A 26,096-nucleotide genomic window follows, 5' to 3' on the forward strand; every position below is an offset into this window, starting at 1 on the left:
TGCGGCGCGGCGTCAGTATGCGGCGAGGTTGAATTCCTTCAGGCTTGTGATCACCACGTCCGCTTCCGTCAGCACGAAGGGATGGCCTATCCCCAGCGCGAACATGCCGGCGGCCTTGATCGCCGCCACGCCGGCCACCGCGTCCTCCACGCCAAGGCAGTCGGCCGGGGCCACGCCCAGCTCACTCGCGGCGCGCAGAAAAATCTCCGGGTCCGGCTTGCCGCGCGCGATGGTGGCCGCGTCCACCACGTAATCGAATTTATCGGTGATGCCAAGGCGGCCCAGCACTGTGAACGCGTTCTTGCTGACCGAGGCCAGGCCGATACGCAAGCCGGCGCGGCGTACCGTATCCAGCGCCTCCACCGCGCCGGGCAGCAGGTCGGCGGCGGACATGGTGGAAATCAGCTCCTGATAGTGGCGGTTCTTGACGTCCGCCAGCGCCAGCTTTTCTTCCGGCGTGTACTGGCGCGCGGCCGAGGCCAGGATCAAATCCAATGAGCCCATGCGGTCGATGCCTTTCAGGCTCTCATTGAACTCGTGATCGAAATGCACGCCCTGCGATTCCGCCAGCTGCTTCCACGCGAGATAGTGGTAATGCGCGGTATCGGTGATGACGCCATCCAGATCGAAGATAACTGCCTTGAAGCGGCTCATGCGAAGCTCCTTGCTTGCTTGGGTTGCGACAGCGTCAGCTGCACCGCTTCGCCGCCATGGGACAATTCCAGCGCCTCGCCCTGCAGCAGGCGATATTCAACGCGGCCCGCTTCCACATGCACTTCCAGCAGCGCGCCACGGAAGTGAATCTTGAAGGTGTAGTGCCGCCATTGCTTCGGCAATTGCGGGGCGAAGCGCAGCGCGCCGCCCTCCACGCGCATGCCGGCGAAACCATACGCCACACCGAGCCAGGTGCCGGCCATCGCCGCCGTGTGCACGCCGTAGTGGGTGTTGCCGTGCGTGTCGTCCAGATCGAGGCGCGCGGTCTCCATGAAGTAGTGGTACGCCTTGTCCTGATAGCCCACCTCCGCCGCGATGATGCCGAAGATGCAGGACGACAGCGACGAATCGTGCGTGGTCACGGCCTCGTAGTAATCGAAGTCGCGGCGCTTGTCTTCAAGCGAGAACTGATCGCTGAGCAGCAGCAGCGCCAGCACCACGTCCGCCTGCTTGCACACTTGGTGGCGGTAGATCACCATTGGGTGATAGTTGAGCAGCAGCGGATAGTTTTCCTTCGGCGTGTTGGCGAAGTCCCATACTTTCTTGGACAGGAAGCTGTCGTCCTGCGCGTGGATTTGCAGCGCGCTGTCGTAAGGCAGGTGCATCAACGACGCCGCGCGGCGCCACTCGGCCGGCTCGCCGGCATCCAGCGCCATGGCGGCCGCGATGCGCGCGAACTCGGACGGCGCCTGCGCCTGCAGCTGCTCCGCGATGGAGGCAGCGAAGTTCAGGTGCATGCGCGCCATGGCGTTGGTGTAGTAGTTGTTGTTGACCAGCGCCGTGTACTCGTCCGGACCGGTCACCTGGTTGATGCAGAAGCGCCCATCGCGGTCATATGAACCGATACCGGTCCAGATGCGCGCCGTCTCCATCACGATTTCCGCGCCGGCCTTGACCAGGTATTCCTGATCGTCGGTGGCCTCCATGTACATCTTGATCGAATAGGCGATATCGGCGTTGATGTGATACTGCGCCGTACCCGCCGGGAAGTAGGCCGAGCACTCGTCGCCGGCGATGGTGCGCCATGGGTACAGCGCGCCCCTCTCGTGCGACATCTGGCGTGCGCGCTCGCGCGCCTTCGGCAGGCCGGCGTAGCGGTACTCCAGCAGCTTGCGCGCGATCTCCGGCTTGGAATACAGGAAGAACGGGAAGATGTAGATTTCCGTGTCCCAGAAATAGTGACCCTCGTAGCCTTCGCCCGTCACGCCCTTGGCCGAGATATTGGTCTTGCCGTCGCGGCCCACCGATTGCAGCAGGTGGAACTGGTTGAAGTGCATGCCCTGCTGGAGCGCGTCGTCGCCGGCGATCTGCACGTCGGCCTGCTGCCAGAAATCGGCCAAGTACTGCTCCTGCGCCAACCGCAGGCCGTCGAAGCCGGCGGCCGCCGCGCTGGCCAGCGTGTCCTTGCTGCGCCACATCAGCTCCTTGGCATCGTAGTCGCGCGAGGAGTAGTAGCTGCCGTACTTGGTCAGCGTGACCGACTGGCCCGCGCTCGCCGCCAGCTCCCAGCTTTGCGTCAGGCGTTGGCCGTTTCGCGCGCTGACCGCCGGCAGCCCGGCGCTCAACACCGATTCGGTGGCGCTGACCAGCGTGAAGCCGCTGTTGTGGGTCTTCTGTACCAGCGCAGAGAAACCGTCCGCCTGTTCGCTGTCCACCAGATGCAGCGTGGGGCCGGAGATGGCCGAGCCGACGCGCGGGTCGTCGCCGGCCTCCTGGTTCTTCACCGCGCCATCCAGCGCCGACACCAGCCGCATACGGCCTTCAAAGTTCAGCGAGGTGACTTCGAACGCGATCGCGAACAAATGCTTGTTCTCGAAGCTGACCAGGCGGCGGCTGCGCACGCGCACACCGCGGCCTTGCGGCGAGGTCCACTCCACCACGCGCGTCAGCAAGCCGGTGCGGAAATCGAGCACGCGCTCATAGGTCTGGATGGAACCGGTGAGCAGGTCGAAACGCTCATCCTCCAGCCACAGCTCCACGCCTTTCGCGTTCGGCACGTTAAGCATGAACTGGTTGACCTTGGCCAGGCCATACGCCGCCTCCGGATACTGGATCGGCTCCGATTCGTAGAAGCCGTTCAGGTAGGTGCCATCCAGCGAGGTGCCGGCCGGGCCGCTGTAGCCCTCCTCGCCGGTGCCGCGCAAGCCGATGTAGCCGTTCCCCAGCGCGAACAGGGTCTCGTCCAGGAAGTGGGAGGCGGTGTCAAAGCTGGTCTCGCGGATGCACCAGGCTTCAAGAGGATAAGTGTGTTGTTGCACAGCGAATTCCTTAGAAAAAGCGATTCAAAGCGGTTTGAATTTTAAAAAACACCGGTTTTCGGACGATTCCAGGTGTTTTTCGGGAAAACTAGGTGTGACGCACCATCAACGTGGTCGGCAGCATTTCAGAGGCGACCGGCTGGCCTTCGATCAGGCCCAACATCTTCCTGGCCAACAACACGCCACCATCGCGCAGGTACTGGTGCACGCTGGTCAGGGGCGGCACAAAGCTGGCCGCGCCCGGCGTATCGTCGTAGCCGATGACGGAGACATTCTCCGGCACCCGCAAATTCTTCTCGGCCAGCGCGCGGATCGCGCCCATGGCCAGCAAGTCACTGGCGGCGAACACGCCGTCGAACGACGCACCCTTCTTCCTCAACAGCGCCGAGATGCTGTCGAAGCCCGCCTCGAAGGTGAACGCCTTCGGACGGATGATGTGCACCGTGGCCGCGCCACCCATGGCGTCGATAAAGCCGGCGCAGCGTTCCTGCACCTCGGCGTGGTCGACGTCGCCCAGGAACACCAGCTTTTTCCGCCCCTGCGCGATGAAGCGCTCGGCCGCGCTGACGCCGCCCTTGCGGTTGTCCGAGCCGACCACGATGTAATCGGCGCCCTGCTCCGGCGCGCCCCACACCACCAGCGGCATGCCGGTCTGCTGCAGGGTGCGCACCGCCTCGCCGTGCGAGCCCTGGCCCAGCAGGATCAAGCCGTCCGCGCCCATCACCGGCGCGGTGTTCATCAACTGCTTGGAGGTCAGCACCACGCTGTAGCCGGCCGTGGTCAGCTCCTGCGTAATGCCCCCCAACAGCTCCAGCGGGTACGGATCGGACATCGGCCGGCCGCGCACGGGTGTCATTTCCACCACAACCGCCACCGAGTAACTGCGCCCCATGCGCAGATTGCGGGCGCTCACGTTCAGGCGGTAGCCCTGCTGCTCGGCCAGCGCGCGGATTTTCTCGCGCGTTTCCGGCGTCACCAGCGGACTATCACGCAATGCGCGCGACACCGTGATCTTGGACACGCCGGCCAGCTTGGCCAGGTCCTCCATGGTCAGGGTTGTTGCTACGGTCTTCTTCGCGGGCATCGTTGTTTTTCTGTTCAAAAAGCGGGGGCGCGGACGCATTATGACAGAAATTTTTATTTTGTCGCGAAAAATGACATCGATAACATTTCAATTGACATCGATATCATTTCTTGTTTCAATGGCCGAACTCAACACCTAATAAGAAAGAAGAGACACGATGAAAAACCCGTTCCTGCCATCGGCCATCGCGGCCGCCGTCCTCGTTTTAGTCAACCAGGCTGCCGCCCAGGCCCAAACGGCCGACGCCCCGGCGGCCGAGCCATCCAAGGAAGTTTCCAAAGAAATCCAGCAGGTCGTGGTGACCGGCGTGGCCTCGGCGCGCGGTGTGCGCAAGGTCGACTCGGCCTTCTCGATCACCACCGCCAACGAAGAGCAGCTCAAGCAGGCCGCCCCGTCCAGCACCGCCGACATCATGAAAATCGTGCCGGGCGTGTATGCCGAGTCGACCGGCGGCCAGTCCGGCGCCAACATCGAGGTGCGGGGCTTCCCGTCGGGCTCCGACTCTCCGTTCGTCTCGGTGCAGATGATGGGCAACCCGATCTTCCCACCGCCAACCTTGTCGTTCTTCGAGGGCTCGTCGGCGTTCCGCCTGGACGACACCGTCGAGCGTGTTGAGGTGCTGCGCGGCGGCCCGTCCACCATCTGGTCCAACGGCCAGCCGGGCGCCACCATGAACTTCATCCTGAAGGAAGGCACCGACACGCCGGAAGGCTCGGTGCGCTTCACCACCGGCACCGGCAGCCTGCGCCGCGTCGACATGTACTACGGCGGCAAGATCAGCGATGGCTGGTACGGCTCGGTCGGCGGCTTCTACCGCAAGACCGACGGCGTGCGCGACGCCGGCTTCCCGGCCGACGACGGCCACCAGATCACCGCCACCCTGACCCGCAACCTGGATCAGGGCAAGCTGACCCTGTACGCCCGCAGCACCGACGACAAGAACGCCTTCTACACCGGCGTGCCGCTGATCTCCAGCAACGGCGGCCGCACCATCACCGCCTTCCCCGGCTTCGATCCGCTGACCGGCACCCTGATGAGCGGCGAGATGCGCAACTTCACCATCGAGGCGGCGCCCGGCAAGACCCTGACCCGGGACCTCGGCGACGGCCGCGGCCTGAAGGCCACCGTGTTCGGCGCCAACTTCGACCAGAAGATCGGCGATTGGAGCATCTCCAACAAGTTCAACCGCTTTGACGGCGACCTCAACACCATCGCCATGTTCACCGGTAACAACCCGCTGTCGATGAACGACTACCTCAACGCCGCCATCGCCTCGGCCAACGGCAACGCCGCCGTGCTGGCCGCGGCGGGCGCACCGGCCACCGCCGGCACCGCCACCTTCGTCAAGGGCGGCGCGGTCAGCGGCAGCCAGCAAGTGGTGCAGGCCGGCCTGTGGTCGGTGGAAAAGAAACTCAAGTCCTTCACCGACGAGCTGCGCGTCAGCAAGGAACTCTTCAAGGGCAACACCCTCACCGTGGGCGGCTACTTTGCCGACTACTCGTCGAACGACGTCTGGTACCTGGGCAACAGCTACCTGATGACGGCCGTGCCGCAAGCCAGCCTGATCAACGTCACGCTGAACAACGGCGTGGTGGTGTCCCGGAACGGCAAGGATGGCCCGGTCAACTATGCGCCGGTGGCATCCTACGACGGCCGCAACACGGCCGGCTTCATCTCGGACGAATGGCAGGTCACCGACAAGATCAAGGCCGACTTCGGCATGCGTCACGAGCAGCAGAAGATCAGCGGCACCATCTCCAACCTGACCTCGGGCGACACCGACAACAACCCGCTGACCGTGTACAACAACGGCACCTCGATGCCGAACGGCTCGAACACCTACCTGACCCGCACCGACAGCGCCAACTCCTTCACCATCGGCGGCAACTACAAGCTGGCGCGCGACACCTCGGTGTTCGTGCGCGCCAACCGCGGCCACACCTTCATCTCGTTTGACGACCTGCGCGGCGCCGGCACCCAGGCCAATGTGAACGACAGCAACCTGCTGCCGACGCCGAAGGTGAGCCAGTACGAGATCGGCTTCAAGACGGCGACGCCGCTGTACACCGCGTACATCAACGCCTTCCACACCTCGTTTGACGGCATCGCCTTCACGCAGATCCTGTCCAACGGCCAGGAATTGCGTTCGACCAGCGGCTCCAAGGGCAACGGTGTCGAATTCGAAGTGGCGGTGCGGCCGATCGAGAACCTGCAGCTGCAGCTGACCGGCGACTATCAGAAGTCGGAATACCGCGACAACCCGGCCACCGAAGGCAAGACCGTGCAGCGCCAGCCGAAGCTGCAATTCCGCTTCACGCCGACCTACCGCATCCCGTTTGGCGACGGCAACGCCGCCAAGCTGTACGCGACCTACACCTCGATCGGCGAGCGCTGGGCCGACCAGGCCAACCAGCAGTACCTGCCGTCCTACCGCACCATCGACGCCGGCGTGCTGTTCTCGTTGGGCGACAAGATCGAAGTGCGCCTGGCCGGCACCAACCTCAATAACGAGCTGGGCCTGACCGAAGGCAATTCGCGCCTGACCACCGGCAATGTCGGCCCGATCAACGCGCGTCCGCTGTTCGGCCGCACCTGGGAGGCGTCCCTGCTGTACCGCTTCTGATCTCCGGTAACGTCCCTCTTGGGCAAGGCGCGGTTGGCCTTGCCTTTTTTGTTTTTCTGGCCTAATCTGCAATAGATCGTATGACACGATCCTGCCTTACCATGTCCAGAATTTTGCACTTGGGAAATAAAAGTGGCCACGCTCCTCTCCATCAACGCGCTGCAGGCATCCGTTGCACAGGCTGAAAGGCAGGTGCAAAAGGATCAGGTGCGCGTGAGCCAGGACGCGGCCCGGCTGGACGCCAGCCGCGACCAGCTGGCGAAGGACAAGCAGACGCTGGCCGACAACCAGCGCGAGAGCAGCCGGGCGGCGCAGGCGGCGGAAAAGCCGGCGGCCCCGGTCAATTTGAATAGCGCGATCGAAAACCCGCCGCGCGCGGCCCAGCAACTACCGGCCGAGTTGGCTCAACCCAAGCCGCGCGTCAACACGCTGGGACAAACCATCGGCCAATACATCAACATCACCGCCTGAACACGTCGTTCCGGCGAAGGCCAGAAGCCATAGAACGCGTGAGCTGCGGCAAAGCCTATGGCTACGCCGGAACAACAGCTTCCTGCGCCACCAGCGGCTCCCACCACTTGTTGTCCGCATGCGGCTGCCGAATGTCCAGCGGCAGGCCGATTTCCGGCGTGGCGATCGGCAGCCGGCGCTCGGCCGCCAACTGGGTGATGCGGTCGAACGGATCATGCCAGGCATGCAGCGACAAATCGAAAGTGCCGTTATGAATCGGCAGCAGCACCTTGCCGCGCAAATCGATGTGCGCCTGCAGCGACTCCTCCGGCTGCATGTGCACGTCCGGCCACTGCGGATCGTAGGCGCCGGTTTCCACCATGGTCAGGTCGAACGGCCCATAACGCCGCCCGATTTCCTTAAAACCATCGAAATAACCGCTATCGCCGCTGAAAAACAACCGAACGCCGCGATCCTCGATCACAAACGAGGCCCACAGAGTCTTGTTGCGGTCGCCCAGGCCGCGGCCGGAAAAATGCTGGGCCGGCGTCGCCACCAGCTTCAAGCCCGCCACAAAGGTGGACTGCCACCAGCTCAACTGCTGCACCTTGCCGCGCGGGATGCCCCACTTGATCAAACGGTCGCCCACGCCCAGCGGCGTGATGAAATGGTCGGTCTTGGCGGCCAGCTTGAGCACGGCCGCGCGGTCCAGATGGTCGTAATGGTCGTGCGACAGGATGATGCCCTTGATCGGCGGCAGCTCATCGATGCTGATCGGCGGCGCGTGGAAGCGCTGCGGGCCGGCCCACTGCACCGGCGAGGCGCGCTCGGAAAACACCGGGTCGGTCAGCCAGAACTGGCCGTTGAGCTTGAGCAGCACCGTCGAGTGGCCGAGGCGGAACAGGCTGCGATCCGGAGCATCCATTAACTGCTGCTGCGTGATCGCGTGAACGGGTATCGGTTGAGTGGGCACCGTGTCCTTCGGCTTGTCGAAAGCGAAGCGCAGCATGATGCTCAGCCCCTTGAGCAAGCCCATCTTCTGCATTTTGACCGGATTGCGGAAACGGCCGTCGCGCGAGCGCGGCGCGCTCGGCACCGACAGACCGTCCAGGTTATCAACAGCGGTAAAACTCATGATGGGCACTCCCGGGTAAATAATGTACACTACACAGTGTAGTTCCTATTTTTGGAAAAGTAAACTAGTCGGTGTAAAATAAAGCCATGAACGCGCCCCTCAAACTCACCGACCGCAAGCGGCAAGCGATTGTCGACGCCGCCATCGCCGAATTCCGCGCCAGCGGCTTCGAATCCACCAGCATGGACAAGATCGCGGCCACGGCCGGGGTATCCAAGCGCACGGTTTACAACCACTTCCCCAGTAAAGACGAACTGTTCGAGCAAATATTGCATGAGCTGTGGAATAGCACGGCCGCCGTCGGGCCGGCGCCTTACGACCCGGCGCGGCCGCTGCGCGAGCAATTGCTGGAATTACTGAACAAGAAGATGGAATTGCTGCACGACGCCTATTTCCTCGACCTGGCCCGCGTCGCCATCGCCGAGGGGATCCACTCGCCGCAGCGGGCGCAGGAAATGGTGGCGCGCCTGAGCGCCAAGGAGGAAGCCGTCACCAATTGGCTGCGCGCGGCCCAGGCCGACGGCAAGTTCGCCCGGGCCGATCCCTTCATCGTCTCGCAAATGCTGCAAGGCCAGCTCAAGACCTTCGCCTTCTGGCCGCAGGTGACCATGGGCCAGCCGCCGCTCGATCCGGAGATGCGCGACAAGGTGGTCGAGGCCACCGTCGAGATGTTCCTCGCCTACGCGAACGCCACCGCGTAAATCGGCGGCAAGGTGGTGGAGATGGTCTGCCACTGGCCGCCGCCATCCTCCGACAGCCAGGCTCCGCCGGTGGTCGATCCCATCAGCAGAATCTGCCCGTCGTCGCTGACCGCCAGCCCATGGCGATACACCAGGTCGTAGCAATGCTGGTGCGGCAGCCCGCCGCGCCAGGCGGTGAAGTGCCGGCCGCCGTCGGTGGTGCGGGTGACCGCCAGCGAGGCCTGTGGCGGAATCCGCCTGCTGTCCGCCTCGGCCGGCACGAACCACGCCGTCTCGCCATCCTGTGGGTGCACCGCCGTCACGAAGCCGAAATTGGACACCGGCGCGGCCGGCGTGATCTCGGTCCAGTTGGCGCCGTTGTCGACGCTGCGCCAGATGCCGTTGTGATGCTGGCACCAAAGCTTGTCCGGCTCGCCCGCGCAGCGCACGATGCGGTGCGGGTCCTGCACCGCCTGGTCGTCCACCAGCTCGGGCGGCATGTAGGTGGCCTTCATGCCCCTGGCGCGCATGGTCCAGCTGGCGCCGCCATCCTCGGTCAGCCAGGCGCCGCCGCAGGAAATCCCCACCAGCACCGACTTGCTGTCGCGCGGATCGACGCAGATGCTGTGGATGCCCGGCACGTCGTAGCCGCCGCCCATCCACTTGGCGCGCTCGGGCACGTTCCACAGTCCCTCCACCAATTGCCAGCTGTCGCCGCGATCGGTCGAGCGGAACAGCCCGCCCGGCAGCGTGCCGGCCCACAGCACGCCCGGCTCGTCCGGGCCGCCCGCCGCCAGCGACCAGATCTGCCTGACGGTCCACTCGACCGGATCGGCGCTGTCCACCGGCTTGGGCGGAAAGGCCGGCGCCGCCACCTCCACCCAGTCCTGGCCGCCGGGATCGCGGCGGTGCAGCTTGGCGCCGAAGTGGCCGAGGTTCAAGGCCGCGTACAGGGTGCCGTCGCGCCGGTCCGGCAACACCATCGACACCGGATCGCCCAGGAAGTGCTGCTGGTCGAGCAGCCACGCCTCGTGCGTGCGATAGACTTCGAACAGCCCTTTGCGGGTCGCGATGTAGGCGCGATCGGACATATCAGCCTCCTGACAGTGCTTGCAAGATGTACACCTGGGAATCGGGCGCGAGCGCATCGTCCAGCCGCTTGGGATCGCGGGCGCGCCGGCCGTCGATGAAGATCACCACGTTCTCGCGCAGGCCGCCCTGCTCGTCGAGCACGTAGCCGCGCAGGCGCGGATGGTCGGCGAAACAGCCGTCGAGCGCGCCGCGCAGATCGGCCGCGGTGGTGTCCACCTGTGGCACGCGCATGAAGCGGCCCAGCTGCTGGGTAAATATCAGTTTCGCCATCCTTCAGATTCTATGCCGATTGCGGCTAAAATGAAAACGCCTCAACCACCGGAGCTGTGCATGTCGATTACGCCGCAAGAACTGGAACTGCTGATGCTGGAAGTGGAGAAGGAAGATCCCATCGACTTTGCCGACCTGCCGTTCAAGGAGGAGGAGCTGCGCGAGCTGATCGCCAATCATCTGTGCGAGATGGCGGACGCCATGGAGAACTTCAGCGAGGAAGACAAGCGCCTGACCCTGCTCGCGGTCGCGGCCAAGCTGGTGCTGGAAAACCTGGTGCTGCACGTGCAGATGTTGCGCCAGCACGACGTGCCGCTCAACCACACCACGGAGGCGCTGTTGAGCCGCCTCCGCGGAAAGGACTGATCAGTCAGCGGCCGGGAAATCCAGCGCCGTCAGATTCACCCGGTTGAACAGGTTGGTGAAGGTGATCGAGGTAATCGCCAGCAAGGTGTCGACGATTTGTGTATCGCTGTAGCCGGCCTGTTTCACCGCCAGCACCACCTCGGCCGGCACGTCGCCGCTGGTGCGCGCCACCGCGTGGACAAACGCCGCCAACGCATCCACCTTGGCATCGCCGGTCGGCCGGCCATGACGCACGCCCTGGATGGCTTCCTTGCCCAGACCGGCCTTGCCGCCCATCAGCGTGTGCGCTGCCAGGCAGTAATCGCACAGCGCATCCTGGCTGACGGCCAGCTTGATCACTTCGATCTCCTTCGCGCTCAGGCTGCTTTTGCGCAGCGCGCCGTCCAGATTCAGCGCGGCTTCCAGCGCCAGCGGGCTGTTGCTGCCGATCGCCACGTAGGCGTTCGGCACCTTGCCGATCGCACCCTTGATGGCGGTGAACAGTTGGGCGGCGTGACCGCTGGCTTCCGAGACGGGTTGGGTGAACAGACGGGACATGATGTGTTCCTTTCAAAGTGGGTTGGTATGGAACACAGTCTAGTCCGGCCGCATGCGATGATAAATGCCTTAAATACTCTATAATTTGCTCCATCGTCTCATCCGCATCGATATGGATACCCTCAGCCACCTGCTTGCCCTCTATCCCGTGCGCACCGCGCTGGACGTGCGCTGCCGCTTCGGCGCGCCGTGGGTGCTGGACCACGGCGGCACGCCACACGGCGTCGCGCCCTACCACCTGATCGTGCGCGGCGAGGCCCTGTGCGACGGTCTGCAATTGCAAGGCGGCGACATCATCGTGTTCCCGCATGGCGCCGCGCACCGGCTGCACATCGGCGATCCGGCGCAAGCCTCGCCCCTGCACAGCACACCGGGTCTGCTGCGCTTTGAAGGCAACCAGGGCGACGGACCGCAAACGGACATCCTGTGCGGCGAGTTCCACTTCGACGCCGACGGCGGCGCCGGCCTGTTGGCGGCGCTGCCCGCCATGTTGGTGGTGCGCACCGCCGGCCGGCCGGACGCGCAAAGCCTGCGCCACCTGATGCGCATGCTGCAGGAGGAGGCCGAGACGCCGCGCAACGGCTCGGAAGCCATCGTGCGGCAACTGGCGTCGGCCTTGTTCGCGTTGTTGATGCGCACCTGGCTGGAGCAGGCGCTGTCGGTGCCGGGCCTGTTTGGGGTGCTGGCCGAGCGCCGCCTGCGGCCGGCCATCAACGGCATGCTGGCGGCACCGGAAAAACCGTGGACGCTGGAGCAGCTGGCCGAGGCCAGCCACATGTCGCGCGCCACCTTCGCGCGCCTGTTCAAGCAGGCCGCCAACGCCACGCCGGCCGATGTGCTGGCCCAGCTGCGCATGGCGCGCGCCGCCCGCCTGCTGGACGAGGGCCGCGCCGCCGGCATGGTGGCGGAGGCGGTCGGCTACCAATCGGAAGCCGCCTTCAACCGCGCCTTCAAGCGCCAGTATGGCGTCGGCCCCGGCGCCTACCGCAAACGCGGCGTTTAAAACTGACTGGCTGCGGGCGCTTCGATCACCAGGTCGGTGGCGGCCATGGCGACGCAAGGCAAGATGTAGCCCTCGCGCTTTTCATCGAGGCTGAGGCCCGGCCATTCGATCTTGTAGCGCACCGCGCCGCTGGTGGACAGGCAGATGCAGGTGCGGCAGGTGCCGTTGCGGCAGGAGCTGGGCAGGCGGACGCCGGCCATCTCGGCCGCTTCCAGCACCGTGTCCGAGGACGCCGCCTCGAACGTCCATCCCTGCCCCGCCAGCGTGATCTTCATGGTCCATGCCGCTTGTTGAAAGCGACATGGTATCAGCCATGCAGTTGCAGGCGCGGTTTATTGCTGACCGCGGGCGCACGCTTCACTTGTTGCAGGCCCGCGCCGCCATGCCGCAGCTTGAACACCGCCATCGCCTGCGACACGCAGCGCGTCTGCTGCGCCAGGTTGCCGGCGGCGGCGGCGGCCTGCTCCACCAGCGCCGCGTTCTGCTGCGTGATGTCGTCGATCAGGATCACCGCCTGATTGACCTGGCCGATGCCGTCGCTCTGCTCGCGGGTGGAATTGGAAATCTCGCTCATCACCTCGGACACGCGCGCGACCGACGCGATCACCTCGTTCATGGTCTGGCCCGCGCTGTTGGTCAGCGAGGTGCCGGCCTGCACCTTCTCGATCGAGGTATCGATCAGCGCCTTGATCTCCTTGGCCGCCGTGGCCGACCGCTGCGCCAGGCCGCGCACCTCGCTGGCCACCACCGCGAAACCGCGTCCCTGCTCGCCCGCGCGCGCCGCCTCCACCGCCGCGTTCAGCGCCAGGATGTTGGTCTGGAAGGCGATGCCGTCGATCAGGCCGATGATGTCCAGGATCTTGTTGGACGAGGCGCTGATGTCGCCCATGGTGCTCACCACCTGCGACACAATGGTGCCGCCCTGCGTGGCCACCTCGCGCGCGCGCTCGGCCAGCTCGTTGGCGCTGGCCACATTGCTTGCGCTTTGCTGCACCGTGGCCGTCAGTTCCTCCATGCTGGACGCGGTCTGCTGCAGGCTGGACGCCTGCGATTCGGTGCGGCCCGACAGATCCAGATTGCCGTCGGCGATCTCGCCGGTGGCCACGGAAATCTCGTCGAAGTTGGCGCGCACGTCGCCGATGATGCTGTGCAGGTTGATATTGGTCTGCCGCAGCGCCGCCAGCAGCCGCCCGACCTCATCGTCGCGCCGGATTTCGATGGCGGCGGTCAGGTCGCCGCCGGCCATCATGCGCGCGGCCCTGGTGGCATGCCGCAGAGGCAGCGCCACATTCACATACAGGTTGCGGCCGAACAGCAGCATGCCGGCCAGCGCCACCATGGCCGCGCCGGCCAGCCAGCCGTGCAAGCTGACCACGGTGGCGTCGTCCACCAGCAGCAAGGTCAGGGACACGATCGCCAGCACGCCGACCAGCAGCGAAGTGGCCAGCGCGATCTGGGTCGACAACGAAGTGCGCAGCATCCGCTGCGCGCGCGCCACCATGCCGGTCGATATCGCGCGGCCGTTCTCGATGCGCAGCCTGCGTGGATTGCCGGCCTTGATTTCGCGGTACAGCGCATCCGCCTCGCGCACCTGTTCGCGCGATGGCTTGGTGCGCACCGACAGGTAGCCGACCGGCTTGCCATGCTCGATCACCGGCGTGACGTTGGCCAGCACCCAATAGAAGTCGCCGTTCTTGCAGCGGTTCTTCACCAGCCCGGTCCAAGGCGTGCCGCTCCTGATGGTGCGCCACAAATCGGCGAACGCCTCCACCGGCATGTCCGGATGGCGCACGATGTTTTGCGGCGCGCCGATCAACTCCTCTTCGGTGAAGCCGCTCACCTCGATGAAGTAGGGATTGGCGTAATTGATGTTGCCCTGTAAATCCGTGCTGGACACGATGGTCCGGCCATCCTCCATGATGAATTCTTTTTGCGTGACCGGGGAATTGACTCGCATGACCGCTCCTTTACTTTTGTTTTTTAGTAGGGAGGCGAACCGGGGTCTGGGGGGCGCCGCAGGCCAGCATGACCTGAGGGCCCAGAATAAAAGTATTTGGTATGCTGGAATATCAACAATTGTAACAATGCGGCACAGAAACAACAGCTGACTAGTCCGGTTTGAAGTTCTGACCGAGCGACATTGGTTTATTCAACAAGATTGTCTGCGGATTGCGGCAGATCACCACCAGCACCACGATGGTCGCGACGTACGGCAGCATGGACAGGAACTCCGCCGGGATCGCCAGCCCCATGCCCTGCCCGTGGAACTGCAGCACCGTCACGCCGCCGAACAGGTAGGCGCCGATCAGCACGCCGCGCGGCTTCCACGTCGCGAACACCACTTGCGCCAGCGCGATCCAGCCGCGGCCTGCGGTCATGCCCTCCACCCACATCGGCGTCAGCGCCAGCGACAGGTAGGCGCCGCCCAGCCCCGCCATGGCGCCGCCGAACAGCACCGTGCCGTAGCGCAGGCCGATCACCGGGAAGCCGATCGCGTGGGCGCTGTGCGGCGACTCGCCCACCGCGCGGATGACGAGACCGAGCCGCGTGCGCGCCAGCATCCAGCCTATCGCCAGCACCAGCGCGATCGAGAAGTAGACCATGCCGTCAAAGCCGAACAGAATCGGCATGCGCTCCACCGTCTGCCCCACGTAGCCGCGGCCGAGGAAGGCCGAGACGCCGATGCCGAACAAGGTCAGCGCCAGGCCGGTGGCGACCTGGTTGGTTTGCAGCGTCAGCACCAGGAAGCCGAACACCAGCGACATCAGCATGCCCGCCGCCATCGCGGCCAGCAGGCCCAGTGTCATGCTGCCGCTGGTGAGCGTGACGCCAAAGCCGACCACCGCGCCCACCAGCATCATGCCCTCCAGCCCGAGATTGAGCACGCCGGAGCGCTCGGTCACCAGCTCGCCCATGGACGCTACCACCAGCGGCGTGGCCGCGCCGGCGGTGCTGGCGAGGAAGGCGATCAACAATTCAGTCGTCATCATGCGTAGACCTCGGATTTGATGCGGTAATGGATAAACAGGTCGGCGGCCAGCAGATAAAACAGCAGCAGCCCCTGGAAAATGCCGGTGATCGCCGACGGCGCCTGCAACTCGATCTGCGCCGTCTCGCCGCCGATGTACAGCAGCGACATCAACAACGCCGACAACACCACGCCCAGCGGGTGCAGGCGCCCCACGTACGCGACGATGATGGCGGCGAAGCCGTAGCCCGGCGACACCGACGGCTGCAACTGCCCCAGCGGCCCCGCCACCTCGCCGACGCCGGCGATGCCGGACAGGGCGCCGCTGACCATGAAGGCCAGCCACACGTTGCGCGGTTCGCTGAAGCCCGCGTACAGCGCGGCGGCCGGCGCCATGCCGCTGACCTGCATGCGATAGCCGGCGAAGGTGTGCTTGCAGAAGAACCACGCTGCCGCCGCCACCAGCAGCGACAGGATGAAGGCCGCGTTCACGCGCAGCCCCTCCACCAGCAGCGGCAGGGTGGCCGATTCGCTGAACATCTTCGATTGCGGGAAGTTGAAGCCGGCCGGATCGCGCATCGGCCCGTGCACCAGATAGCTGAGCAGGTGATAGGCGATGTAGACCAGCATCAGGCTGACGAGGATTTCGCTGGTGTTGAAGCGCGTGCGCAGCAGCGCCGGTATGGCCGCCCACAGCATGCCGCCCACGGCGCCGGCCAGCAGCATCAGCGGCAGCACCCACCACGCCTGCACCTCGTCGAAATACAGCGCCACCGCGCCGGCCGTGATGGCGCCGATGGTCAACTGTCCATCCGCGCCGATGTTGTTGACGTTGGCGCGGAAGCCAATCGCCAGGCCGACGCCGCACAGGATCAGCGGCGTGGCTTTCAGCAGCAGCTCGCCGACGCCGTACGCCGTGGTCCACGGCTTGATGAAGTAAACGTAGAACGCATGCAGCGGTTCCTGCCCCATGAAGAAGAACAGCACGGAGCCGGTCAGCAGCATCGCCAGCGCCGCGATCAGCGGCGAGGCCAGCATCATGCGGCGCGAGGGTTCGGGACGTCGTTCAAGCCTGGACATATTCTGGAGCTCCGTGCTCTGGGGTGGAAGTATCGAAATCGCCGCTCATCCACACGCCGATCTGGTTGATGCTGGTGGCTTGCGCCGGCACCGCCCGCGACAGCCGGCCATCCGCCAGCACGGCGATGCGGTCGCTCATCATGAACAACTCGTCCAGCTCCTCGGACAACACCAGCACCGCCACGCCCTGGTCGCGCATGTCGATGATGGCCTGGCGTATCAGCATGGCGGCGCCGATGTCCACGCCCCATGTCGGCTGCGCGAACACCATCACCTTCGGCGCGAGAAGGATCTCGCGGCCGACGATAAATTTTTGCAGGTTGCCGCCGGAAAGCGAGGCAGCAGCCGACGCATCTCCGCCGCACTTGACCTTGAAGCGCTCGATCACTTTTTGCGCAAACGCCCGCACCGCGCTGCGCTGGATCAGGCCCTTGTTCACCATGCCCGTTCGCGCGGCCGGCACGTAACCGGTCAGCAGCGCGTTATCGGCCAGCGACAAATCGGGGGCCGCGCCACGGCCCAGCCGCTCCTCGGGCACGAAGCCCAGTCCCAGTTGGCGGCGCTGCGCCGCGTCGAGCGCGCCCACATCCTGTCCGCACAGCCGTATCATCCCTTCACGCATGCGCAACGGGCGTTCGCCGGAGATCGCCTTGAGCAGTTCCTGCTGACCATTGCCCGAGATGCCGGCGATGCCGACGATCTCGCCGCTGCGCAGCGACAGGCTGATGTCCTTTAGCCGCGTGCCGAACGGATCGTCACTTTCCACGTTGAGCTTATCCAGCGACAGCAGCACCTCGCCCGGCTCGCGCGGCTGGTGCACGCACACCGGCAGCTCGCGGCCGATCATCAGCTCCGCCAGCGATTTCGCGCTTTCCTGCTTCGGCAGCGCCGTGCCGGACACGCGTCCGCCGCGCAGCACGGTGGCCTTGTCGCACAGCGCCTGGATCTCATCGAGCTTGTGGCTGATATACAGGATGCTCACGCCCTCCGCCGCCAGCCGGCGCAGCGATTCGAACAGCTTGAGCACCGCGTCCGGCGTCAGCACCGACGTCGGTTCATCCATGATCAGCAGCTTGGGCGACTGCAGCAGGCAGCGCACGATCTCCACGCGCTGACGCTCGCCCACCGACATGCTGTGCACCAGGCGCTCAGGGTCCAGCGGCAGGCCATATTGTTCGGAGACGGCGCGGATGCGCGGCGCCAGCGCGGCCGGCGACTGCCTGTCGTCCAGCGCCAGCGCGATGTTCTCGGCCACCGTCAGCGTCTCGAACAGGGCGAAGTGCTGGAACACCATGCCGATGCCCAGCTTGCGCGCGTCGTGCGGCGAATGAATGTGGACCTGGCGGCCCTCCCACATGATCTGTCCCTGGTCCGGCTTGACCACGCCGTAGATGATCTTCATCAGCGTGCTCTTGCCGGCGCCATTCTCGCCCAGCACGGCGTGGATCTCGCCCGGCAGCACGGTGAGGTTCACATCGGCATTGGCCACCACCGAGGGATAGATCTTGGAGATGCCGAGCATCTGCAAGCGCGGTTCAATCATCGGCGTGTTCCTCCATCGTATACAAAATTGGACAGCGCTGGAGACGCAAGTAACATGCCACATCCACGCACCGAAAAACGCGCCGTTTTGGTTACTTGCTCCCCAAAAGCGTGCGCAAACGCGGCAAAAAAAGTCGTTTCGTACACAATTCGCGCATCCGGTTTGTACACGGGTTAGCACGCTTCCTGCTTTGACCAGCGGCACGCCTCAACCACAATGGAGAACCCAGCAATGCCCGACAAGCGCAAAGCCGATCCAGCAGTCAAGCGCGGCACCACCGCCATCGACATGCGCATCTACAAAGCGGTGGTCAACGCCGTCATGAGCCACCGCCTCCCGCCCGGCACCCACCTCGGCGAAGCCGATTTCTGCGAGCTGTATCAGGTCAGCCGCACCACCGTGCGCAAGGCGCTGCAGCGGCTGGCGCACGATCACATCATCGAGCTGCGGCCGAATCGCGGCGCGGTGATCGCCTCGCCCACGCCGCAGGAAGCGCGCGAGATCTTCGCCGCGCGGCGCGCCATCGAGCGCGAGATCGTGCCGCTGGTGATCCGCAACGCCACGCCGGAATCCAACCGGCAAATCCGCGCCGCGCTGGCGGCGGAGGACGCGGCGCGCCGCAACGGCGACCGCGCCGGCTGGATACGATTGGGCGGCGAATTCCACCTGCTGCTGGCGCAACTGGCCGGCAACCACGTGCTGCAGCGCTTCATGGCGGAACTGGTGTCGCGCTGCTCGCTCATCATCGCGCTGTACGAAACGCCCGGCAGCGCCATGTGCGAGAACGACGAGCATCAGGACCTGGCCAACCTGATCGAAAAGAAGAAGGTCAAGGAAGCCACCCACCTGATCGAGCACCACTTGCTGGAAATCGAAGCGCGCCTGCGGCTGGCGGAACAAGACAGAAAAGTGAATCTGGCCGAAGCGTTGTCAGGCTTCTGAATAGTTGGCCCGCATCTTGCTAAAGCCATAGACGAGATTGAATCCAATTGCTAAAACGATTGGATACAAAAAAAGTACTTTCACACGCTTACCACACCCAACTTGAACGGAGCTCGTATGTCGCACATCGTCCGCTGTACCGCCGCAATCGCCCTCTTCGCCACCTGCGCCGCACAGGCGGCCGACTGGAGCGACACGTCGCTGAGCTACCGCTATGGCACCAAGTTCGCCGAACCATTCAACAACAACGACATCACCAAGAACATCGTCAATCTGAGCAGCGTCTCCGGCTATAAATACGGCAAGAACTTCTTCAGCGTCGACCTGCTGATGTCGTCCGAACTGGACCCGTCGGCGGCCGGCTCCAACAGCGGCGCGCACGAGGCCTACGTGGTGTACCGCCACACGCTGGACTTCGGCAAGATCTTCAACAAGAGCTACGCCTTCGGCCCGGTGCGCGGCGTCGGCGCCACCGTCGGCTTTGACTACAACAGCAAGACCGACGCCGGCTACAACTCCAAGAAGCGCATGGTGGTCGCCGGCCCTACCCTGATGCTTGACGTGCCGGGCTTCCTCGACATCAGCCTGCTGGCCCTGTGGGAATCGAACGCGCCGTACAACACCTTCACCAACCAGGCCACGCCGCGCTACGCGTACAAAACCCACGCCATGCTGACCGGCGCCTGGGGCATCCCGTTCAACATCGGTATCCCGCTGTCGTTCGAGGGCTACGCCAACTTCATCACCGCCAAGGGCACCAATGAATTCGGCGGCGGCACCGCGCCCGAGACCAACATCGACATGCAGATCATGTACGACATCAGCGAAGCGGTCGGCACGCCGAAGAACACCTTCAAGATCGGCGTCGAGTATCAATACTGGCGCAACAAGTTCGGCAACCCGAGCACGAACAACCCCGGCGCCACGGCCAAAACGCCGATGGTGCGCGCCGAGTACCACTTCTAACCCACACCTCCACGCAAAGGAAACCGTATGATGAATCGTCGCAGAATACTGGCCACCATGGCCGCCGCCGCAGCGCTGGCCGCCGCTCCCTCGTTCGCCGCGGATCCGCTGAAGGTAGGCTTTATCTACGTCGGCCCGGTGGGCGACGCCGGCTGGACCTACGCCCACGATCAGGCCCGCCTGGCCATGGAGAAGGAACTGGGTGGCAAGGTGAAAACCAGCTACGTCGAAAACGTGCCGGAAGGCGCGGACGCCGAACGCGTGATCCGCAAGCTGGTGGCCGAAGGGAACAAACTGATTTTCACCACGTCGTTCGGCTACATGAACGCGACCGAGAAAGTCGCCAAGAGCACGCCCGGTGTGACCTTCGTGCACGCCACCGGCTTCAAGACCGGCAAGAACCTCGGCACCTACGAATCGCGTCTGTATGAAGGCGCTTACCTGAACGGCATCCTGGCCGGCAAGATGACCAAGTCGAACACGCTCGGCTTCATCGCCTCGTTCCCGGTGCCGGAGGTGATCCGCAACATCAACGCCTTCACGCTCGGCGCGCAAAGCGTGAACCCCAAGATCAAGACCAAGGTGATCTGGGTGAACTCGTGGTACGACCCCGCCAAGGAACGCCAGGCGGCGGAAACGCTGGTGGCGCAGGGCGCGGACGTGATGGCGCAGAACACCGACTCGCCGGCCACGCTGCAGGTGGCGCAGGAAAAAGGCGTGTACGCGTTCGGCTGGGATTCGGACATGTCCAAGTTCGCGCCGAAGGCGCATCTGACGGCCGCCACCAATGACTGGTCGGGCTACTACATCAACACCGCCAAGGCGGTGCTGGCCGGGACCTGGAAAACCGAGTCGTATCGCGGTGGTATGAAGGAAGGCATGGTCAAGATGTCCAAGGTGAACGCGGTGGTGCCGGCTGAAACGGTCAAGCTGTTCGACGAGAAGAAAGCCGCGCTCACCGCCGGCACCTTCGATCCGTTCACCGGTCCGATCAAGGATCAATCGGGCGCCGTGAAGTACGCGGCCGGAGTGAAGATTCCCGAGAAGGAGCTGCTGTCGATGAACTTCTACGTGCAAGGCGTGGAAGGCACGATACCGAAGTAAGCATGGATCCGGTCCTGTACAACGACTGGCACCCGGTCGCGCTCTCCACCCAGATCGCGGCCGGCGCCATGCTGGCCGCCGACCTGCTGGAAACGCGCGTGCTGTTGTGGCGCGACGCCGGCGGCGCCCTGCACGCATGGGAGGACCGCTGCCCGCATCGCGGCACGCGGCTTTCCATGGGATCGTTGCGCGACGACACGGTGCGCTGCCCCTATCACGGCTGGGCCTTCGGCAAGGAAGGACGCTGCACCCACATCCCGGCGCTGCCGGACGCGCCCTTGAAAGCGCAAGTCGCGGTGTTCCATGCGCGGGAGCGTTACGGCATGGCGTGGGTATGCCTCGGCGCGCCCACGCCCGCGCACGCCGAGCCGCCGGCGTTTCCCGAATTCGCCGACGAGGGACTGCGCAAGGTGTGGTGCGGGCCCTACGACGTGCGGGCCAGCGCGCCGCGCATCGTCGAGAATTTTCTCGACATGGCGCATTTCGCCTTTGTGCACGAGGGTATCCTGGGCGACAAGGAGCGGCCGGTGGTGCCCGACTACACGGTCGAGACGTTCGAGGATGCGCAGTACGGCAGCGGCGTGTGGGCCAAACAGTGCTACGCCTACCAGCCGCAAGCCAGCCACTCGGCCAGCGGCGGCAGCGACATCGAATACACCTACCGCGTGGTGCGTCCGCTGACCACCATCCTGACCAAGCATCCGCCGGGCGCGATCCGCGAGGCGATCGCCTTGTTCTCGCAACCGCTGACGGAAACCAGCACGCGCGTGTGGATCATCATGGCGTTGAACGACTTCGTCTCCAGCTACGACGCCATGCGCGAGTTCCAGGACACCATCTTCCTGCAGGATCAACCGATTCTGGAAAGCCAGCATCCGGCGCGCCTGCCGCTGACGCCCGGCGCCGAAGTGTCGGTGCTGTGCGACCGCATGTCGCTGGCATACCGCGCTTATTTGAAACAGCAGGATTTGCACTACGGAGTCATCAGATGAACGCAACACCCCGGGATCACGAATTCCTGACACGCGTGCTGGCGCTGGCGCAGCGCTCGCGCGACGAAGGCCATCATCCCTTCGCCGCCATGGTGGTGGCGGCCGACGGCACGCTGATCTCGGAAGCGATGAACGCCTCCAGCGCCGACCGCACCGCGCACGCGGAGATGAACGCCTTGCGTTTGGCGTCGCAACAATACGGGCCGGCGGAACTGGCCGGCGCCACGCTGTATTCCAACGCGGAGCCGTGCGCCATGTGCAGCGGCGGCACTTACTGGAGCGGCGTTGGTCGCGTGGTGTACGCCATGTCCGAGGCGAGCTTGCTGGAGCTGACCGGCAGCGATCCGGAAAACCCGACGCTGTCCCTGCCCTGCCGCACGGTGTTCGCCGCCGGCCAGCGCCCGACCGAGGTAATCGGCCCGTTGCGCGAAGAAGAGGCGCGCGCCGCGCACAAGGATTTCTGGCGAAAATAAGAGGTATGATTCACGGTACATCCCGACAGGAGGTATCGTGGCGATTTGCACAAGATTGCAATGGCGGCGGACGATCGCGGCGGCATGCGCCGTCATCCTCTTTGGCTGCGGCGGCGGAGGTGGCGGCAACACGGTCACCACGCCGCCGGTCACCACCCCGGTCGTACCGGGCGCCTTCGCCGACAGCACGGTGTACTCCAGCGCCGGCAACGCCGCGCTGGCGGCGCCGAACGAAAACGCCGCCGTCATCGCCAGCCATATCCAGCTGAACGGCCAGCAGTTCAACTACACCGCCACCACCGGCCACCTGAGCGCCGTCGACGTCAAAAGCGGCCAACCCACGGTGTCCTTCTTCTACGTCGCCTACACCATGGCCGGCGCCGACGCCGCCAAGCGGCCGCTGATCTTCTTCTACAACGGCGGGCCCGGCTCGGCATCGACCTATCTGCACCTCGGCTCCTTCGGCCCGCGCCGGCTGGTCAGCGCCATCCCCAGTTCCACCATCCCGCCGGTGCAGCTGGTGGACAACCAGGAGACCCTGCTGCCCAACGCCGACCTGGTATTTGTCGACGCCGTCGGCACCGGCTACAGCCAGGCCATCGCTCCCAACACCAACGCCGACTTCTGGGGCGTGGACAAGGACGCCGCCGCCTTCCGCGACTTCGTGCAGCGCTACGTCGCGGTCAACAAGCGCGAAGCCTCGCCCAAATTCCTGTTTGGCGAATCCTACGGCGCGCCGCGCACCGCCGTGCTGGCCAACCTGCTGGAAACCGCCGGCGTGCAGATCGATGGCCTGGTGCTGCAATCGGCCATCATGGACTACAACAGCAACTGCGGCGTGCTCGATCCGGGCGCCGTCAGCTGCGAAGGCTACATTCCCACCTACGCCCTCACCAGCGCCTACCACCAGCGCGCAGCGGCGGTGCCGGTGGGCAGCGTGCGCACCTTCGCCGCCGGCAGCTACCGCACCGCGGTCGCCGCCTACCTGGCCAGCAAGGTGGCGCCGCCGCCCGCCGTGCTGGGCCAGTTGTCCGACCTGACCGGCCTGTCCACCCTGGTCTGGCAGCAGAACTTCAACATGCAGCCCGGCTACTACCAGCAGAACGCCGTCGGCGGCCAGTTGCTGGGCCGCTACGACGCCCGCGTGATCGCGCCCAACGGCAGCACGCTCACGCGCGACGGCGACCCCTCGCTGACCGTGGTCAACGCCGCCTTCTCCAGCAGCATCGTCAGCTACCTGGCCGGCGAGCTGCACTATACGGCCGGCTCGGCCTACGCGCCGTTCATCGACATCATCAACCGCTGGAACTTCAGCCACGACGGCAAACAGCTGCCGGACACCATTCCCGACCTGGCCGCCGCCCTGACGCTGAACCCGGCCATGAAGATCCTGGCCATCAACGGCTACCACGACCTCGCCACCCCGTTCCACCAGACCGAACTGGACCTGGCGCGGCTCGATGCCAATCCGTCAATCGTGCTCAAATATTATGCAAGCGGCCATATGACGTATCTAGACGACACCGCGCGCCGCGTACAACAAACAGATTTGATTAATTTCCTGAACAGCGTCACAGTGTCACACTAAGCCATGCATCCAAGGATGCGGGGGAGACAACCATGAAGCTTATGCAACTAGCCATGCTGACCGCCACCACGCTGGCCCTGTCGCATGCCGGCGCGCAGACGCCGACCACCGACCCGGCGGCACCGGCGCCCACCGCCGTGCGGGCGTCTCCCGCCTATCCCGAACCCTACCTGCCGCCGGCGCTGCGCAAGCCGCTGCGCGACTATTCCTCCGGCCCGGTGCTGCTGCGCTACCAGGCCATGCAGAAGCTGAAGAAACGCTTCGACGACGCCGACCTCGACGGCAGCGGCACGCTGACCCGCGACGAGGCCCGCCAAGCCGGCCTGGGCTTTGTGGACAAGAACTTCGAGCATATCGACACCGCGCAACGTGGCAAGATCACGTTTGATGATTTGAAGGTCTACCTGATCCAGCGCCGCGAGGAGGCGCGCTCGCGCTAGCTACTGCTGCGGCGGCGCGTCGCGGCGCGGCAGGGTCAGGCTGAACACCGAGCCTTCGCCCGGCTTGCTCTGGAGCGTCAGGCTGCCCTCGTGCACCTCGGCCAGCTGGCGCGAGATGTACAGGCCCAGCCCCAGCCCGGCCGGCCCCTCGCTGCCGACGCCGCGCTCATACGGCTCGAAGATCTTGGCCTGGTTTTCCGGCGCGATGCCGGTGCCGCAGTCGCGCACATCCACCCGCGCCCAATCCTGGTCCACCGTCAGCGTCACCGTCACCGGTTTCTGGCAACCGTAGCGCAGCGCGTTGGTCAGCAGGTTGACCACGATCTGCTCGATGCGGAACTCGTCCCACCAGCCGCTGACCGGGGTGGCCGCGTCCAGCGTGATGCTGGTGCCGGCCGTGGCGGCCTGCGGCGTCAGGTCCTGCACCACGCGCCGCAGCAGGCCGGACAGCTCCACCCAGCCGGGCCGCAAGGACAGCTTGCCGCTGCGGATGCGCGACACGTCCAGCATGTCGTCGATCAGGCGGATGATGCTCTGGATCTGGCGGTCGTCGCGCGCCACCATGCGCTGCAGCTGATCCGGGCCGAAGGCCGCCATATTGCCGCGCTCCAGCTGCATCTTGCGCAGCTGGGTTTCAAGATACAAGGTGTTGAGCGGCGTGCGCATCTCGTGCGACACCATGGACATGAACTCGTCGCGCATCACCAGCGCGTGCTGCAGCTTGGCCTGCATGGCCTCCTGCTCCTTGCGCGCGGCCTCCAGCGCCTCGACCTGGCGGCGCATGGCCTCACGCTGCTCGTACAGCGCCACGAACACTTGCACCTTGCCCTTGACCGCGCGCGGGTCCAGCGGCTTGTACAGCACATCCACGGCGCCCGCCTCGTAACCCTTGAACGAGTAGTTCAAGCCCTTGCCGGCCGCCGTCACGAACACGATGGGGATCTGGCGCGTGCGCTCGGTGCCGCGCATGAGCTCGGCCAGCTCGAAGCCATCCATGCCGGGCATCTGCACATCCAGGAAGGCCATGGCGAAGTCATGCTGCAACAGCAGGGCCAGCGCTTCCTCGCCGGAACCCGCCTGGTACACCTCGCGGCCCTCGCCGCGCACCAGCGCCTCCAGCGCCTGCAGGTTTTCCGGCAGATCGTCGACGATCAGCAGCTTGGTAGGGGATGCGTCTTGCATTAATTCTTCTCCAGCATCATCAGCAATGTGTGTATATCATCCAGGGTCAAAATCAGGTCCGGCTGGCGCAGCGCGATGGCTTCCCGCGGCATGGTCGGCACGTCGGCCTCGGCCGGGTCCTGCACCACGGTCAGGCCGCCGGCCGCGCCGATGGCCGCCAGACCGGCGGCGCCATCCTGGTTGGCGCCGGTGAGCAAAATTCCGGCCAGCGCCGGTCCGTAGGCGTCGGCCGCCGATTGCATCAAGTAATCGATTGCGGGTCGGGCAAAATGTAGTGGCGCCTCGCAACTCAGGGAAAAGCTGCGATCGCGCTCTACAGAGAGATGGTAGCCCGAACCGGCGAAGTATAGCGTTCCGGATGACACTTCTTCCTTGTCGCGCGCCTCGCATACAGGTAGTTTCATGCGCTGCTGAAATACCCCGGCCAGGTGGCTGGGCCGTCCGTCCGGAATGTGCAGCACCGCCACCACCGCCCGGCCATACCCGGCCGGCAAGCCCGGCAACAGGCGCAGCAGCGCGCCCACGCCGCCGGCCGAGGCGCCGATCACCACCGCCTCGATCTCGCGGCCGGCCAGCGCAGCTTGCAGTTGGGCGGGGTCCATGCCG

The 26,096-nt window shown here is 65.0% G+C and carries 26 protein-coding genes; 12 read left to right on the forward strand and 14 right to left on the reverse strand.

The annotated features are described in order from the left end of the window. Positions 1-12: 12 nt before the first annotated feature. The 3 genes from pgmB to FHW83_RS12245 all read right to left on the reverse strand — a co-directional run bounded on the left by pgmB (position 13) and on the right by FHW83_RS12245 (position 4,056). The gene (pgmB, locus tag FHW83_RS12235) at positions 13-654 is read right to left on the reverse strand and encodes a beta-phosphoglucomutase (RefSeq protein ID WP_176646643.1); all 642 of its coding nucleotides are present in this window, start codon (positions 652-654) and stop codon (positions 13-15) included. Continuing rightward, on the reverse strand, positions 651-2,972 hold the full coding sequence (locus tag FHW83_RS31315; RefSeq protein WP_176646644.1) for a glycoside hydrolase family 65 protein: 2,322 nt from the start codon (positions 2,970-2,972) through the stop codon (positions 651-653). The genes pgmB and FHW83_RS31315 overlap by 4 nt, the downstream gene beginning before the upstream one ends. A gap of 88 nt (positions 2,973-3,060) precedes the next feature. After that, the gene (locus FHW83_RS12245) at positions 3,061-4,056 is read right to left on the reverse strand and encodes a LacI family DNA-binding transcriptional regulator (protein WP_176646645.1); all 996 of its coding nucleotides are present in this window, start codon (positions 4,054-4,056) and stop codon (positions 3,061-3,063) included. A 157-nt stretch (positions 4,057-4,213) separates the two neighbouring features. Here FHW83_RS12245 and FHW83_RS12250 point away from each other — a divergent pair, with 157 nt between their 5' ends. Together FHW83_RS12250 and FHW83_RS12255 are read left to right on the forward strand one after the other, a co-directional pair. Beyond that, positions 4,214-6,679: a TonB-dependent receptor gene (locus FHW83_RS12250; protein ID WP_176646646.1), complete on the forward strand. Its 2,466-nt coding sequence runs from the start codon at positions 4,214-4,216 to the stop codon at positions 6,677-6,679. A gap of 132 nt (positions 6,680-6,811) precedes the next feature. Then, positions 6,812-7,150 carry a hypothetical protein gene (locus tag FHW83_RS12255; RefSeq protein WP_373997202.1) on the forward strand — a complete coding sequence of 113 codons (339 nt, stop codon included), beginning with the start codon at positions 6,812-6,814 and terminating at the stop codon, positions 7,148-7,150. A gap of 61 nt (positions 7,151-7,211) precedes the next feature. Here FHW83_RS12255 and FHW83_RS12260 read toward each other — a convergent pair whose 3' ends face one another. Continuing rightward, a complete protein-coding gene (locus FHW83_RS12260; protein WP_176646647.1) occupies positions 7,212-8,264 on the reverse strand; it encodes an MBL fold metallo-hydrolase in 1,053 nt (350 codons plus the stop codon). An 86-nt stretch (positions 8,265-8,350) separates the two neighbouring features. On the opposite strand from FHW83_RS12260, the gene FHW83_RS12265 reads away from it, so the two are divergent. Then, entirely contained in the window at positions 8,351-8,965 is a 615-nt protein-coding gene (locus tag FHW83_RS12265) for a TetR/AcrR family transcriptional regulator (protein ID WP_176646648.1), read from the forward strand. Here FHW83_RS12265 and FHW83_RS12270 read toward each other — a convergent pair. Continuing rightward, complete coding sequence (locus FHW83_RS12270) at positions 8,944-10,035, reverse strand: exo-alpha-sialidase (RefSeq protein ID WP_176646649.1); 1,092 nt, start codon at positions 10,033-10,035, stop codon at positions 8,944-8,946. The genes FHW83_RS12265 and FHW83_RS12270 overlap by 22 nt on opposite strands. Position 10,036: 1 nt before the next feature. After that, positions 10,037-10,306 (reverse strand): MoaD/ThiS family protein, encoded by a 270-nt coding sequence (locus FHW83_RS12275; RefSeq protein WP_176646650.1) that lies wholly within the window; start codon positions 10,304-10,306, stop codon positions 10,037-10,039. 60 nt (positions 10,307-10,366) lie between these two features. Between FHW83_RS12275 and FHW83_RS12280 the strand changes: the two genes are divergently transcribed. Next, the gene (locus FHW83_RS12280) at positions 10,367-10,672 is read left to right on the forward strand and encodes a hypothetical protein (protein ID WP_176647016.1); all 306 of its coding nucleotides are present in this window, start codon (positions 10,367-10,369) and stop codon (positions 10,670-10,672) included. Here the strand turns inward: FHW83_RS12280 and FHW83_RS12285 are convergent, their stop codons facing one another. Continuing rightward, positions 10,673-11,209, reverse strand: coding sequence for a carboxymuconolactone decarboxylase family protein (locus FHW83_RS12285; protein ID WP_176646651.1), 537 nt, complete (start codon positions 11,207-11,209; stop codon positions 10,673-10,675). Between the two features lie 112 nt (positions 11,210-11,321). Between FHW83_RS12285 and FHW83_RS12290 the strand changes: the two genes are divergently transcribed. Beyond that, complete coding sequence (locus tag FHW83_RS12290; RefSeq protein WP_176646652.1) at positions 11,322-12,212, forward strand: AraC family transcriptional regulator; 891 nt, start codon at positions 11,322-11,324, stop codon at positions 12,210-12,212. On the opposite strand, the gene FHW83_RS12295 is transcribed toward FHW83_RS12290, so the two are convergent. The 5 genes from FHW83_RS12295 to FHW83_RS12315 form a co-directional block, all read right to left on the reverse strand. Further along, the gene (locus FHW83_RS12295) at positions 12,209-12,487 is read right to left on the reverse strand and encodes a 2Fe-2S iron-sulfur cluster-binding protein (protein WP_176646653.1); all 279 of its coding nucleotides are present in this window, start codon (positions 12,485-12,487) and stop codon (positions 12,209-12,211) included. The genes FHW83_RS12290 and FHW83_RS12295 overlap by 4 nt on opposite strands. Positions 12,488-12,519: 32 nt before the next feature. Further along, the gene (locus FHW83_RS12300; RefSeq protein WP_176646654.1) at positions 12,520-14,169 is read right to left on the reverse strand and encodes a PAS domain-containing methyl-accepting chemotaxis protein; all 1,650 of its coding nucleotides are present in this window, start codon (positions 14,167-14,169) and stop codon (positions 12,520-12,522) included. Between the two features lie 151 nt (positions 14,170-14,320). After that, complete coding sequence (locus tag FHW83_RS12305; RefSeq protein ID WP_176646655.1) at positions 14,321-15,202, reverse strand: ABC transporter permease; 882 nt, start codon at positions 15,200-15,202, stop codon at positions 14,321-14,323. Continuing rightward, on the reverse strand, positions 15,199-16,260 hold the full coding sequence (locus FHW83_RS12310) for an ABC transporter permease (RefSeq protein ID WP_176646656.1): 1,062 nt from the start codon (positions 16,258-16,260) through the stop codon (positions 15,199-15,201). Before FHW83_RS12310 ends, FHW83_RS12305 begins: the two co-directional genes overlap by 4 nt. Further along, on the reverse strand, positions 16,247-17,803 hold the full coding sequence (locus tag FHW83_RS12315) for an ABC transporter ATP-binding protein (protein WP_176646657.1): 1,557 nt from the start codon (positions 17,801-17,803) through the stop codon (positions 16,247-16,249). Before FHW83_RS12315 ends, FHW83_RS12310 begins: the two co-directional genes overlap by 14 nt. 231 nt (positions 17,804-18,034) lie before the next feature. Here FHW83_RS12315 and FHW83_RS12320 point away from each other — a divergent pair, with 231 nt between their 5' ends. The 7 genes from FHW83_RS12320 (at position 18,035) to FHW83_RS12350 (ending at position 24,308) form a co-directional block, all read left to right on the forward strand. Next, the gene (locus FHW83_RS12320; protein ID WP_176646658.1) at positions 18,035-18,745 is read left to right on the forward strand and encodes a GntR family transcriptional regulator; all 711 of its coding nucleotides are present in this window, start codon (positions 18,035-18,037) and stop codon (positions 18,743-18,745) included. A 117-nt stretch (positions 18,746-18,862) separates the two neighbouring features. Next, positions 18,863-19,711, forward strand: coding sequence for an outer envelope protein (locus FHW83_RS12325; RefSeq protein WP_176646659.1), 849 nt, complete (start codon positions 18,863-18,865; stop codon positions 19,709-19,711). Positions 19,712-19,738: 27 nt separating this feature from the next. Further along, a complete protein-coding gene (locus tag FHW83_RS12330; RefSeq protein ID WP_176646660.1) occupies positions 19,739-20,815 on the forward strand; it encodes a BMP family ABC transporter substrate-binding protein in 1,077 nt (358 codons plus the stop codon). 2 nt (positions 20,816-20,817) lie between these two features. Continuing rightward, positions 20,818-21,807: an aromatic ring-hydroxylating dioxygenase subunit alpha gene (locus tag FHW83_RS12335; protein ID WP_176646661.1), complete on the forward strand. Its 990-nt coding sequence runs from the start codon at positions 20,818-20,820 to the stop codon at positions 21,805-21,807. Continuing rightward, the gene (locus tag FHW83_RS12340; RefSeq protein WP_176646662.1) at positions 21,804-22,280 is read left to right on the forward strand and encodes a nucleoside deaminase; all 477 of its coding nucleotides are present in this window, start codon (positions 21,804-21,806) and stop codon (positions 22,278-22,280) included. Before FHW83_RS12335 ends, FHW83_RS12340 begins: the two co-directional genes overlap by 4 nt. Positions 22,281-22,317: 37 nt before the next feature. Further along, on the forward strand, positions 22,318-23,868 hold the full coding sequence (locus FHW83_RS12345; RefSeq protein ID WP_373997207.1) for a peptidase S10: 1,551 nt from the start codon (positions 22,318-22,320) through the stop codon (positions 23,866-23,868). Positions 23,869-23,900: 32 nt separating this feature from the next. Continuing rightward, a complete protein-coding gene (locus tag FHW83_RS12350) occupies positions 23,901-24,308 on the forward strand; it encodes an EF-hand domain-containing protein (RefSeq protein ID WP_229224152.1) in 408 nt (135 codons plus the stop codon). On the opposite strand, the gene FHW83_RS12355 is transcribed toward FHW83_RS12350, so the two are convergent. Both FHW83_RS12355 and FHW83_RS12360 read right to left on the reverse strand, forming a co-directional pair. Next, entirely contained in the window at positions 24,309-25,490 is a 1,182-nt protein-coding gene (locus FHW83_RS12355; RefSeq protein WP_176646663.1) for a hybrid sensor histidine kinase/response regulator, read from the reverse strand. Continuing rightward, positions 25,490-26,092 (reverse strand): chemotaxis protein CheB, encoded by a 603-nt coding sequence (locus FHW83_RS12360; protein WP_176646664.1) that lies wholly within the window; start codon positions 26,090-26,092, stop codon positions 25,490-25,492. The genes FHW83_RS12355 and FHW83_RS12360 overlap by 1 nt, the downstream gene beginning before the upstream one ends. Positions 26,093-26,096: the final 4 nt, after the last annotated feature.

Source organism: Duganella sp. SG902, assembly GCF_013376005.1.
Classification (GTDB): domain Bacteria; phylum Pseudomonadota; class Gammaproteobacteria; order Burkholderiales; family Burkholderiaceae_D; genus Rugamonas.